Source organism: Capnocytophaga leadbetteri (assembly GCF_003054025.1).
Taxonomy (GTDB): Bacteria; Bacteroidota; Bacteroidia; order Flavobacteriales; family Flavobacteriaceae; genus Capnocytophaga; species Capnocytophaga leadbetteri.
On record NZ_QBKG01000004.1, the window covers coordinates 122,441 to 135,689 of the forward strand.

The 13,249-nt window shown below is 41.6% G+C and carries 11 protein-coding genes; 7 read left to right on the forward strand and 4 right to left on the reverse strand.

What is annotated here, in order from left to right; genetic code table 11:
• The first annotated feature begins 9 nt into the window (after positions 1–9).
• On the forward strand, positions 10–759 hold the full coding sequence (locus C8P65_RS05480; protein WP_107781936.1) for a glycosyltransferase family 2 protein: 750 nt from the start codon (positions 10–12) through the stop codon (positions 757–759).
• Positions 734–1,759, forward strand: a complete 1,026-nt coding sequence (locus C8P65_RS05485; protein WP_107781937.1) for a WaaS/CpsH family glycosyltransferase — start codon at positions 734–736, stop codon at positions 1,757–1,759. The genes C8P65_RS05480 and C8P65_RS05485 overlap by 26 nt, the downstream gene beginning before the upstream one ends.
• On the opposite strand, the gene C8P65_RS05490 is transcribed toward C8P65_RS05485, so the two are convergent.
• Entirely contained in the window at positions 1,728–3,110 is a 1,383-nt protein-coding gene (locus C8P65_RS05490; protein ID WP_107781938.1) for an O-antigen ligase family protein, read from the reverse strand. The genes C8P65_RS05485 and C8P65_RS05490 overlap by 32 nt on opposite strands.
• A complete protein-coding gene (locus C8P65_RS05495; protein WP_107781939.1) occupies positions 3,100–4,029 on the reverse strand; it encodes a beta-1,6-N-acetylglucosaminyltransferase in 930 nt (309 codons plus the stop codon). Before C8P65_RS05495 ends, C8P65_RS05490 begins: the two co-directional genes overlap by 11 nt.
• 239 nt (positions 4,030–4,268) lie before the next feature.
• Between C8P65_RS05495 and C8P65_RS05500 the strand changes: the two genes are divergently transcribed.
• The 5 genes from C8P65_RS05500 to C8P65_RS05520 all read left to right on the forward strand — a co-directional run bounded on the left by C8P65_RS05500 (position 4,269) and on the right by C8P65_RS05520 (position 9,672).
• Positions 4,269–6,410, forward strand: coding sequence for a family 65 glycosyl hydrolase domain-containing protein (locus C8P65_RS05500; RefSeq protein WP_107781940.1), 2,142 nt, complete (start codon positions 4,269–4,271; stop codon positions 6,408–6,410).
• A gap of 118 nt (positions 6,411–6,528) precedes the next feature.
• Positions 6,529–8,079, forward strand: a complete 1,551-nt coding sequence (locus tag C8P65_RS05505; protein WP_107781986.1) for a DUF4301 family protein — start codon at positions 6,529–6,531, stop codon at positions 8,077–8,079.
• Positions 8,080–8,188: 109 nt separating this feature from the next.
• Positions 8,189–9,034, forward strand: coding sequence for a hypothetical protein (locus C8P65_RS05510; RefSeq protein WP_146162919.1), 846 nt, complete (start codon positions 8,189–8,191; stop codon positions 9,032–9,034).
• A gap of 70 nt (positions 9,035–9,104) precedes the next feature.
• Complete coding sequence (locus C8P65_RS05515) at positions 9,105–9,362, forward strand: antitoxin (RefSeq protein WP_107781942.1); 258 nt, start codon at positions 9,105–9,107, stop codon at positions 9,360–9,362.
• Positions 9,355–9,672, forward strand: coding sequence for a type II toxin-antitoxin system YafQ family toxin (locus tag C8P65_RS05520; RefSeq protein WP_107781943.1), 318 nt, complete (start codon positions 9,355–9,357; stop codon positions 9,670–9,672). Before C8P65_RS05515 ends, C8P65_RS05520 begins: the two co-directional genes overlap by 8 nt.
• A 253-nt stretch (positions 9,673–9,925) precedes the next feature.
• Here C8P65_RS05520 and C8P65_RS05525 read toward each other — a convergent pair whose 3' ends face one another.
• Both C8P65_RS05525 and mutS read right to left on the reverse strand, forming a co-directional pair.
• Complete coding sequence (locus C8P65_RS05525) at positions 9,926–10,630, reverse strand: tRNA1(Val) (adenine(37)-N6)-methyltransferase (RefSeq protein ID WP_107781944.1); 705 nt, start codon at positions 10,628–10,630, stop codon at positions 9,926–9,928.
• A 34-nt stretch (positions 10,631–10,664) separates the two neighbouring features.
• A complete protein-coding gene (gene mutS / locus C8P65_RS05530; protein WP_107781945.1) occupies positions 10,665–13,244 on the reverse strand; it encodes a DNA mismatch repair protein MutS in 2,580 nt (859 codons plus the stop codon).
• Between the last annotated feature and the right edge of the window lie 5 nt (positions 13,245–13,249).

Below are 13,249 nucleotides of genomic sequence, written 5' to 3' on the forward strand. Positions count from 1 at the left end.
TCTGAGTCAATGAAAATATCTGTAGTTATCAATACCTATAATGCCGAAAAGCATTTGCGCACTGTGTTAGACACCGTTAAAGATTTTGACGAGGTGGTAATTTGCGATATGCACAGTACTGATAGCACTATAGCAATAGCTGAACAATACGGCTGCAAAATAGTGTATTGCGAGCGTGCCCCTTATGTAGAGCCTGCGCGCAATTATGCTATTGCACAAGCTACCCACCCTTGGCTATTAGTCATTGATGCAGATGAAACAGTACCCGAAAAACTAAAAGAATACCTTTATAAAATAGCCGAAACCCCTAATCTTGGGGGAGTGTATATCCCTTTTAAAAACTATTTTATGGGCGAGTATATGCGCTCTGCTTTTCCTGACTTCAAACTGCGCTTTTTTAAGAAAGAAGGAGCTTATTGGTCGCCCGAAATACATTCTACCGTAAAGGTACAAGGGCAGGTGATTAAAATGCCCAGAAACCGCCCCGATTTAGCTTCAGAACACTTAGCTAACGACTCGGTAACGACTATTTTAAGCAAAAATAACAACTATAGCACGCAAGCAGCTGACCAGCGTAAAGGAAAGAAGATAGGCTGGGTAAAACTATTGTTTTCGCCTTTGTTTTGGTTTATTAAATACTATTTTATCAAAAAGGGCTGTTTAGACGGCAAAAAGGGCTTTATTTTTGCAGTACTGAAAGCCCAGTATAAATTCTCTTGTTTAGCAAAAGTGTATGAATATCAACAAAATAACAGATAATACTCCTGATGTAAGCGATAAGAAAATCATCTTGATAATGCCTCCTGACTTCGGCGTTTATCAGGTGATTGAGCAAAACCTTCGCTATATGGGTTTTGAGCAAGTAACAGTTATATCGCCCCTATTTCGCTATAAAACTAAAGATAGAATACTCAACTTTATACAGAAGACTTTTCTGGGCAATAAAGACTACAAGAAGCAGCTTATAGACGACTATTATACCGCCGAAGTAAGCCAAACCTTGAGTAGTTTTGCCCCTAAAAGTATCGATTACGCTATCGTGATTCGTCCAGATAAGTTAGACCTAAAAACGATAGAGAAAATACATAATACCGCCCATAAAGTAGTTGCCTATCAGTGGGACGGACTTGCTCGTTTCCCCAAAGTATTCAAGATTATAAACCAATTCGAACGCTTCTTTGTCTTTGACCTTGAAGACTATCACCTATACAAAGACCGCTATCCTAATCTCTTGCCTTGCACTAACTTCTATTTTGATATTCCTGAAGAAGAGGTAACTCTCAATAGCAAAGAGGTTTTGTATGTAGGTGCTTATATGAAAGACAGAATACAATCACTTATCAGAGTAGTAGATGCGCTCTCCCAATACGATTTAAAACTAAATATCAATTTGTTTTACGGTAGAAAAACACCTCCTTTTTCTCACCCTCATCTTTCTTTCTTCTCAAAGGGGATAAGTTATGCAGAGAACCTAAAAACTACCAAAAAAGCAGCTATACTTTTAGATATAAAAACCGTAGAACACAATGGCTTATCGTTTAGGATATTTGAAGCTATAAAATACCAAAAGAAGCTAATTACCGATAATAAAAGCATAAAACTACATGATTTTTATCATCCTAATAACTTCTATGTAGTAGAAAATGACAGCTTTGAAGGGTTAGCAGACTTTTTAGAGAGCGATTTTGTGCCATTATCTGAAGAAATTAAGCAAAAATATAGCTTCTCTAATTGGGTAAAGTATGCTTTACAGATTTAAATCGGGGCGCAAGTAATATAAATATCAAAAGAACACTTACGATATAAGTATATTCAAAAAAGTAAAAGAGTACATCAGTATTCATTATAGGTAGAGAAACAACTACTAAAAACTGTTTTAGAATATCTTTTGAAAGTAATAAGCACAAAATCCATACTACAAAAATACTTAGCCCTAAAATACCAGTATCAACAAGTGTAGCTACAAAGTCATTATGTACATAAAAAGGGTAACTGCCAATAATATACCGATGATATCCTGTCCCATTGCCAATCCAAATATTCCCCTCTCTGATAGCAGCAAAAGCCTTATTATATATTTTATTGCGAATAGGGTCAGAAAAATAAGCTGTATGAGTGATAAGATACGATACAGTACCAATACCAATTAATACCAATAGCCCTAAAATACTGTATTTCAATGACTTTTTTATATGCTTTTCTACTGAAAGAAAAACAAAGAAAGCTACTACTATAAAATAACTGATGATTACTACCCTTGCTTGCACCATCAGAGCCACACACAAAACTAATACAGCATAAATAATAAGCTCAGAAATAGAAATCAGAGTTTTACCTTTCTTCCATAAAATAAAACTCAAACCTCCTATTGCCAAGATAATCCACGAAATAAAGCTAGGGTGCTTGAAATGCGACCAAAACAAAATTTCATAATAAGAAAAATATCCTTTGTTTAAAGTAATAAAGCTAAAAACACTTCTGCCTAGCGAACTGATAGCAAATAAGTAAAACACTACATTGGCTACTAATAGCATTAAAAATCCTTTAAAACATATTTGAATAAGACTTTGTTGTTGCCTTTCGCTAACCGAAAAACCTAATAGAATAATAGGCACAAGTACAAAAAAGATAATATTTTCTTCCTTAATAAGCACATTTATACCCCATTCCAAATGTTCAGCCCACAAAAGCCCTACTATTCTTATTGCGATAAACGCAAAGAAAGCAATAGTAAGGGCAGTAGGTTTTATATACTTCCGATAGATAACACCGTATAAAGCACATAAGAAGAGCAGTAGAATATCCAATCTAAAGGTTATTTTGTGCTTATACGTCCACAGTAGTACTACTCCGCAGCCTACTATCGTGATACTATTGCGCAACCACTCGCCTTTTTCAAATAAAAAACGGTGATTTCGGTATATAAACAGCAAAATAATCGCTATATCATAAAGAAATACACTATAAAACACCGTTCTTTGTACACTTTCGTTCCAATTAGGGGTAATAAACTGTAGTAACACTGCCGTAAAAAGAAGGGGTAGTAAGCTCAGTAATAAGAACCATTCGTTCTTGATAAAAGTTTTGAGGGCAAGTGTTTTATTTTCCATTTTTATTCAGATAATCCAATTTGTTTAGTATTTCTATATCTATGTCAGTGTCAAACTTCCTCGCAAAGAGTTTTCCCTTAGCCGAGCTGAGTTTTTCAAAATCTTCTGTTACAAATACGTTGTTTTTCCTAAAGTAGTTCACGTATGTTATGGGGTCTTTTAGTTTTATGGTAGAGTCTTTAGCCACTAAGTCCATCAACACAGAGTGAAAGTATATCTCATCAGGCGAAGAAGTATATTTATAATACCCCTCTAACACTGCTTTGTGCTCGCGTATATAGTTCAGCATAGTGTAAAAGGTTCGTTCAGAAAAAGCCCAAAACTGACTGCCAGCATACTGACGCTCAAACGGAGCTACGCGTTTAGGCAGCGAACAAAGCAACCTAAAATTCTTCCGCGATAGCCTCCCTTTTAGCAGGTGCGTCAGTGTTCTTAGCTTCTGAAAAACAGAGCAATGCGCAAACGGAGCGTAACAGTTGCTATGCCCTCGTTCTTCCGAATGCAAAATATGATAATGCTCAAGTTTATCTTTTACCATTTTTGGCTTCCATTTTTCTTCTAGGGGTTCAATCTCTATAAAATCAAAACCTTTGTTACTCTCTAAGAAGGCATTAATATACCTCTGCGATTGTATCGGATAATCTTGCCCGCTCATCAAAATGAAAACCCCTTGTTCTTTGCTAGCTGCCTCCATAAGGTGAATAGTAGCCCGCACTATAGAAAAATCACCCCATACGCAACGCTCGCGAGGCTCTATAAAACGAATGTGCCCCCCCTCAAGGCAAGCAGCAAAAGGCTCAATAGGTGTTTTAGCATCAAGGTGAATAAAGAATTTTGAAGCACCGTCGTCCAAACGCTCTATCATTCTGCCGAGCTGAAGAGGGTTTTTATGAGCTAATATCAGATAATTTTTCTGCATAAAAGATGATATTTTCGAGGCAAAAATATAAATTCTTCTTTAGACTACCAAATAAAAATTCCCCTCTGCCCATTCCTCCCAGCCTTCCCAATCCTCCCAATCTTACTATACCTTAGATACACTTACACCGAAGGATAAGCGAAGGATGAGCGAAGGATAACCGAACGATGACCCCACATTTGCTAATCTGCTAATTATATACTACCTTTGCAGCTAATATCACAAATCACCAATAAACAATGAAAAACTGGAGTATTATAGCAGAGGGCTTCTACAAAGAAGACGTTACCAAGCACGAAAGCATCTACAGCCTCGGCAATGGGGCTATGGGTATGCGCGCCAACTTCGAAGAAGATTATACGGGCAACACCCTACAGGGCAGCTACATAGGCGGTGTTTATTACCCCGATAAAACCAAAGTAGGCTGGTGGAAAAACGGCTACCCTGAGTATTTTGCCAAAGTGCTCAATGCCCCCAGTTGGATAGGACTTCACATCAAAATCAATGGCGAGGTGTTGGACTTAAACACCTGCACAGAAGTCAAAAACTTCCGCCGCGAACTCAATATGAAAGAAGGCTGGTACGAGCGCCAGTTCACCGCTACCCTGCCTAATCAGCAAGAAATACAAGTCAAAGCCCTGCGCTTGCTCTCTTTGCGTTATGACGAGCTCGGTGCCTTGCGCTACGAAATCACCCCCCTTACTACCGATGCTACTATCGAAATAGAAAGCTATTTAGATAGCGGCGTAAAAAATAACGATGCCAATTGGGACGAGCTTTTCTGGAATACCTTGGAAGTAGAAGCCGCTACCAATAACGCTCACATACTCGCCGCTACCAAAAAAACGGACTTCAAAGTGCTTACCTTTATGCAGAATAAACTCTTTGTAGAGGGCAAAGCCTTAGAAGTCTCTTCAAAACAAAACAAAAAGGATAGCTACATAGGCCTGCAATACCAAGTCGCTCTTAAGAAGAATCAAACCTTCAGGATAGAAAAATACGGAGGATATAAAACCTTATCTTCTCCTGATGCTCCACAACCCTCTTATGCTGCTTTGTTAAGCACTACAGACGCTTTCGAGGAGTTATTAAGAATGCAAAAAGAAGACTGGGCAGCCATTTGGGAGCTTTCTGACATCGAGATTGAGGGCGATGACAAAGCCCAACAGGCTATTCGCTTCAATATCTTCCAGCTCAACCAGACCTATTCCGGCAAACACGCCCATCTCAATATAGGCCCCAAGGGCTTCACGGGCGAGAAGTACGGAGGCAGCACCTATTGGGATACCGAAGCCTACTGCCTGCCCTTCTATATGGCAACCAAAGGCGCTGAGGTAGCCCGCAATTTGCTCTTGTACCGCTACAACCAGTTAGATAAAGCGATTGAAAACGCCAAAAAACTCGGTTTTACGGGTGGCGCAGCGCTCTATCCTATGGTCACAATGAATGGCGAGGAGTGCCATAACGAGTGGGAAATCACTTTTGAAGAGATACACCGCAACGGGGCAATTGTCTTTGCTATCTATAATTACGTCCGCTACACCGGCGATGAAGCCTATATAAAGGATTACGGCTTAGAGGTGCTGGTGGCAATAGCGCGTTTTTGGGCACAAAGAGCCTCTTTTTCTGCGGAAAAACAAAAATATGTAATATTAGACGTAACAGGCCCTAATGAGTACGAAAATAACGTTAATAACAATTTCTACACTAACTACATCGCCCAATGGTGCTTGCGTTATGCTGCCGAGCAGGTAGAGGTGTTTAAAAGAGAAGCTATTGCCCAAGAAGAGCTACAGCAATGGCTGCATATAGCCCAAAATATGTATTTCCCTTACAGCGAAAAATACGGAGTATATTTGCAACAAGACGGCTTCCTTGATAAGGAACTAAAGCCAGCGAGTGCTATTCCTGCTGAAGAGCGCCCGCTCAACCAGCATTGGTCGTGGGATAGAATCCTCCGTTCCCCTTACATCAAGCAAGCCGATACGCTACAGGGCTTTTATTTCTTCCGGAATCACTTTACCCACGAGGAGTTGCGTAAGCACTACGAGTTTTATGAACCCTTTACGGTGCACGAGTCTTCATTGTCGCCTTGTGTGCATAGTGTTTTGGCGGCAGCTTTAGATAAGAAGGAGGAGGCTTATGCGCTTTACTTGCGCACCTCTCGCCTCGACTTAGACGATTATAACAAAGAGGTTCACGAGGGGCTCCATATCACCTCTATGGCAGGCACTTGGCTCAGCATAGTCGAGGGCTTTGGCGGAATGCACGTAGTCGATAACCAGCTGCATTTCAAGTCTTGCTTACCGGCGCATTGGCGCTCCCTTAGCTTTAAGGTCATCTTCAGAGGGCAGCTCCACGTATGCAAATTTGTCAATTAGCTTAAAAAGCCTAAAATAGATTAACATTTTATTCACAAATTATTTGGTTTTTATTTTTTTTCTTTTTACCTTTGACACCTCATTCAGAGGAAAGAAAAAGAATAAAAACCAACATATTATGAGTCAATTAACAGAAAAAGACCGACAACTACTCATCAAAAAAGGCATCACCGAAGCAATGCTCGATGCCCAAGTAGCTCAATTCAAGCAAGGTGTACCCCCTATTCAGCTCCACAAAGCCGCTGTCATAGACGATGGTATCCTGCCACTACCCAAAGAAGAAGCCGCCAAATATGCCGCTATCTACCAACACCGCAAGAAGGGCAATACCATACTCAAGTTCGTACCCGCCTCGGGCGCGGCTACGCGTATGTTCAAATCGTTGTTTGCTTTTCGCGATGCTTTCGAACCCGACCGCGAGTCGTTTACCGCCTATGTCAATCGTACCGGCAATAAAGAAATACGCGCTTTCTTCGATAGCCTCGAGCACTTTGCTTTCTATCCTCTTCTCAAAGCCTATATCGATAAGCACCACCCCGACTTTGCCTCATTAAACGAAGATATTCAGAAACACATCATCGTCAATAGCCTTCTCAACGAAGAGGGACTTAATTATGGCAATATGCCTAAAGGATTGCTACCCTTCCACCGCCATTCAGAAAAGATAGCAACCCCTTTTGAAGAGCACTTCCGCGAGGCAGTACTCTATGCTTCAGACGATGAGGAAGCCGATTTGCATTTCACTATCACCGAGCAGCATACCGAGGCTTTCTACAAAGAGCTAAACCTTATCAAACCCGTCCTCGAGGAGCGCTACGGCATCCGCTTCAATGTTAGTTTCTCTTACCAAAAACCGAGTACCGACACTGTTTCGGTAACCGAGGATAATGAGTACTTCCGCGACGAAGACGGCAACCTGCTTTTCCGCCCTGCCGGACACGGAGCCCTACTAAGCAACCTAAACGATATAGATGCTGATATTATCTTCATCAAAAATATCGATAACGTAGTAGTGAAAAAGTACACCGATGAAACGGTTTTCTACAAAGAAGCCTTAGCGGGCAAGTTGTGCGAGGTGCAAGACGAAGTGTTCAAAATATTGCATCGTATTGATAATAACAAAGTGAAGAAAAAAGAGGTAAAACGTATATTGAACTTCCTCAAAGAGATAAATATCAACGTCCCTGATTACTTGTACAAGTTCCGCCGCCAATATGCTCTTGAGTTCATCAAAGAGCAACTACACCGCCCTATACGCGTTTGTGGTATGGTGAAGAATGAAGGCGAACCCGGTGGAGGTCCTTTCTGGATAAAAGAAGCTGATGGCAGTTACAGCCTACAGATTATCGAATCGGCGCAAGTAGATATGAGCAACGCTAAGCAAAAGGAAATCTTCCAACAGTCTACCCACTTCAATCCGGTAGATTTAGTATGCGGCATTAAGGACTACAAAGGCCAAAAATTCGACCTACAGCAGTACGTAGACCCTCAACAGGCATTTATCACCAGCAAAACCTATATGGGAAGACCGCTGAAAGCCCTTGAGCTCCCTGGTTTGTGGAATGGCTCTATGGCAAAATGGATAACCCTATTTGTCGAAGTGCCTATCATCACCTTCAACCCAGTAAAAGTAGTAAACGACCTATTGAAGAAAACACACCAAGGATAATTTAATAATCTTGCTAATTTGTCGATTTGCCAATGAAATGAGCTGATTAGTTCATTGACAAATCGACAAATCGACAAATCGACAAATTGACAAATTGACAAATCGACAAATGAAGTATCTATTCTTTTTTCTACTAACCTGTCCCATTTGGGCGCAGCAATACACCACCGAATACCTAAAGATGACAGGCTGGCAACAACTTCACCTCAAAGGAAAGGTGAAGAGCCTCAAAATAACCTCTTACGAGGCAGAAACTACCGATAACAAACAACTAAAAGCCTTGCGACTTGCCGAAGAAGAACCCATCGTGCAATACCTTTTCGATAGTGAGGGCAAGCTAATGCAGCGCGAAGTATATACAGCTGAAAATGCGCTTAGTTATACCAGCCACTATAGTTATAACGATGCCGGTATGCTTACCCTAATACGCACCCCTAATATTTTCGGAGCTACTGACACTACCCGCGAAGAGACGTTCGAGTACGGTGCACATAACGAACTATTGTGCTATAAAGACGCTTATAACGGACAGGTATTAGAAAAGCGCAATTATGAGTACCCTGCAAAGGGGCAACAGCTTACGGTGTATTACTCAGGTGGCGATTTCCCTTTCGACCGTATCACTTACACCTATTCCGCCCACCGACTTACCAAAGAACAGCGATGCGAGGGCAGTAACTGCTACCGCCACGATACCTATACCTATTCGGCTAATGGCAATATGATAGGCAAGGAGATTAAAAACGAGAGTGTGGACTACAATTATTGGTGCCGCTACACTTACCAATACAATTCCCAAGGCGACTGCACAAGCGAGAGAGTAGCCGATGCTCTTGGCGAGGGCAGTTACATACGCTACACTTACACCTACGATTCACAAAAGAATGTACGCGAAAAGCAAATACACAACACCAACGCCCCTAAAATCATCAAATACGACATTGTGTATTACTAATAATTAGTTTTCAATTATCAATTGTTAATTGTCAATTAATTATTACCTTTGCCAAAAAAATAAAGATATTATGAATGCAACAATTATACAAGCAACTATCAATAATGCCGACTTTCCTATAATTCAACATTTGTTTGAAAGGCTCAAGATAAAGACTACTATTTTAGATACTATTGATGATAAGAAAAAATCTATTCCAGTAGAAAAATCTATCCCTAATGAGGAAACACATAAGGCTTTTATGGAGATGAGAGAAAACAGACACTCTATGAAAGGATATACTGATGTAAACCTAATGATTAAAGATATTTTAGAAGAAGATGACTAATAACGAGACTGAAAAAGAAAAAAAGTCTTTTTCATTGAAATATTCAACTTCTTTCAAAAAAGACTTAAAGGTTATCTCTAATAACACCCAAAAGCTCCAAAAGACAGTTGAAGTTTTAGGTATGCTACAAGAATGTGGTGTAGAGGGTATTCCACGAAAAATGAAACCTCATAAATTAATAGGTCAATACAAAGGAGCTTTAGAGTGTCATATAGAACCAGACTTGCTTATTATATGGGAAGAATACCTTGACGAAAGAGAAATATCTTTATTACGTTTAGGTAGTCATTCTGAGTTATTTAAGAAATAACTATACAAGTTGTATTTAAGTATTATATAATAAGGTTTTTTGGCTGAAACCTAATTTGGAGAGCCAAGAGATACACCAAAACTTTGACAAAGTTGTCACATTATGAGACAACTATTTTTTTACTTCACCCTAATGTCTGAACTTTGCGCCGTAAAAGTTTTAAAACTTTCAGCGCGTTCTTTGACATATTGTAATTATAAACCTAGCACACTTTCCGTGCAATCTGCGAGAGGTTTTTAAGGTAGCTTGCTACCTATTTTGGCAAATAAAAATCTTCAGTAAGAGCTTTATAAGCAGGGGTATAAATACCTCTGCTTTCTTCTATAATAAGCTCAGTAGGGGAGTAAGGCTGTTCTGTCCGGCAAAAGCTGATAAGGCTGCGTTTTAGAGGGGTTGTGGCAGTCCCCTTAGTGCGCAACAATGCGTGAGGGTAAAGCCCTTGAGCGGCTGCCAAACGGATAAAAGAAGCCTCTTCCTGATAAGGAATGATAACTGCAAAGCGCCCTCTATCCGATAACAATTGGGCTACTCCTTCTATAAGGGTTTCAAAAGGGAGCGCAGCTGCCGAACGGGCAGTACTGCGTGCTGTCTCAGGAGCTTGAGTGTCAGCAGTGTAGAAAGGAGGGTTAGAGATGATAAAGTCGTAAAGAGTGTCTATTTCAGCCACTAACTCCTCAAATGAAGCGTGGTAACAGAACAGGCGGTCGCCCCACGGACTGTTTTCGAAGTTGTCGGTGCATTCTATATAAGCCGCTTCATCTATTTCTACGGCATCTATTAGGGGGGCATCACAGCGTTGGGCTATCATAAGGCTCAATAACCCTGTACCGGCTCCTATATCTAATACTGATGCGGCGTCTTCTACCGGTGCCCACGCCCCGAGCAATACCCCATCGGTGCTGATTTTCATCGCACTATGTTCTTGCTTTACACTAAATTCTTTAAATTGAAACGTCATATATAATTGGTAAATTAGCAAATTGGCAAATCGTCTAATTGAGTAGCTTCTTCATTTCGTTGAGCTTCATTAGTGCTTCTACGGGCGTTAGACTGTTGATATCTAAGCTCAGTAGGTCGTTTTTGAGTTCATCAAGACGAGGGTCGCTCATATCGAAGAAAGAGAGCTGCATTTCCTTCTGAGCAGCTTTTACCGCTTCGGTAGTATTTACATTGTGCATCTGCTCGAGTTTCTGCAGCATCTTATTTGCTTTCTGAACTACATATTGCGGCATTCCAGCCATTTTAGCCACGTGTATCCCAAAACTGTGTGCTGAACCTCCTGCAGCCAATTTGCGCAAGAAAAGCACGCTATCTTGGGTTTCTTTTACCGTTACGTTGTAGTTTTTGATGCGCTCAAACTGCTCAGTCATTTCGTTCAGTTCGTGGTAATGGGTTGCAAAGAGTGTTTTGGCGCGCGAGGGGTGCTCGTGTAGGTACTCGGCTATTGCCCACGCTATCGAGATGCCGTCATAGGTGCTGGTGCCGCGTCCTATCTCGTCTAATAGTATAAGGCTGCGGTCAGAAAGGTTGTTGAGTATCAGGGCAGCTTCGTTCATTTCTACCATAAAAGTCGATTCTCCTACTGATATATTATCGCTTGCTCCTACGCGGGTGAAAATCTTATCTACTATGCCTATATGGGCTGAGGTAGCAGGCACAAAGCTACCTATCTGGGCGAGTAGTACGATGAGAGCCGTTTGGCGCAGTATAGCCGATTTACCCGACATATTAGGTCCGGTAATCATCATCAGCTGCTGGGTGTCGCGGTCTAAATACACATCGTTAGCTATGTAGGGGGTGCCTACAGGCAGTTGTTTTTCTATCACAGGGTGTCGCCCTTCTTTGATGTCTATTACATAGCTTTCGCTCATTTCAGGGCGATTGTAGTGGTTCTCAAGGGCGAGGGTAGCAAAACCGCAGAGAGTGTCTAATTGCCCTATTAGGGTAGCGTTAGTCTGCACCTGTGCTATGTATTCGCTTATGTAGCCTATCAGCTCAGCATACAACGATTGCTCTAATTGACTGATACGCTCTTCAGCCCCTACTATTTTAGCCTCGTATTCTTTCAGCTCATCGGTGATGTAGCGTTCAGCATTCACAAGGGTTTGCTTGCGCACCCAGTCGGCAGGCACTTTGTCTTTATGAGTATTGCGTACCTCTATGTAGTAGCCGAAAACGTTGTTGTTGTCTATTTTTAGCGAGGGGATACCCGTACGCTGGGTTTCTCGTAGTAGCAGGTCGTCTAAGTACGATTTGCCTGTATGCGAAAGGTTGCGCAGTTCGTCTAATTCTGCCGAAAAGCCTGCTGCTATAGCGTTGCCTTTAGCTATGTTTACGGGGGCTTCGTCAGTAAGGGTTTGGCGTATGCGCGTGCAGAGTTGCTGACAGTCGTGCAGCTTATCGCCTAATAAGCTCAGCGACTCTTTGCCCGATTGTAAGCATTGTTGTTTTATAGGCATTATATGTTCTAACGAAGCGCACAATTGCACTACTTCCCTCGGATTGATTTTCAGTGTTGCCACTTTGGAGATAAGCCGCTCTATATCGCCCATACGGCTGATATTCTCTTTTATTAGGCTAAGAGTGTCTGTATGGTCGAGCAGGTAAGCTACCACCTCGTGTCGCTGTTCTATTTTTTCTATTTTCTTTAGCGGAAGGGCTAACCAACGCTTTAGGGTACGGCTACCCATAGGCGATAGAGTCTTGTCAATCACATCTATAAGCGTAACCGACTGAGCTGAGCTGCCCGCATAGAGCTCCAGATTCCGAATGGTGAATCTGTCGAGCCACACGTATGCGTCTTCAGCTATGCGCTGTAGGGTAGTGATATGTTGTAATTGGTGGTGCTGGGTTTCCGAAAGGTAGTAGAGTATCGCCCCTGCTGTTAGTATTGCTTCGGTTAGTTCGTCTACACCAAAGCCTTTTAGCGAGTTGGTTTGGAAGTGCTTAGTAAGTGCTTGACGGGCGTAATCGTCTTTGAAGACCCAATCTTCTAAGAAGAAACAGTGAAAATCCTCGCCAAAACTTTCAGCAAAGGCTTTTTTCTGTTGTTTAGCGATGAGTATTTCGCTGGGTTTGAAGTTCTGTAGTAGTTTGTCTATATAAGGTTTATCGCCTTGGGCTACCAAAAACTCACCTGTTGAGATGTCGAGAAAAGCAATACCGCACAGCTGTTTTCCGAGCCATACCGAGGCAAGGAAGTTGTTGTTTTTGCTTTGTAGGATATCGTCATTAAGGGCGACACCAGGGGTTACGAGTTCCGTAACGCCGCGTTTTACAATGCCTTTTACTAGTTTAGGGTCTTCTAGTTGGTCGCAGATAGCCACGCGGTATCCTGCCTTTACCAGTTTAGGCAGATATGTATTGATAGAGTGATAAGGGAAGCCCGCTAATTCCGAACGTTCGCTACCGTTATTGCGGTTAGTAAGTACTATGTCGAGGGTATGAGCAGCTTTTACGGCATCTTCGCCAAAGGTTTCGTAGAAATCGCCAACGCGAAAAAGGAGGAGAGCATCAGGGTATTTACTCTTTATCTGATTGTATTGCTTCATCAGAGGGGTTTCTTTTGCCATAGCTG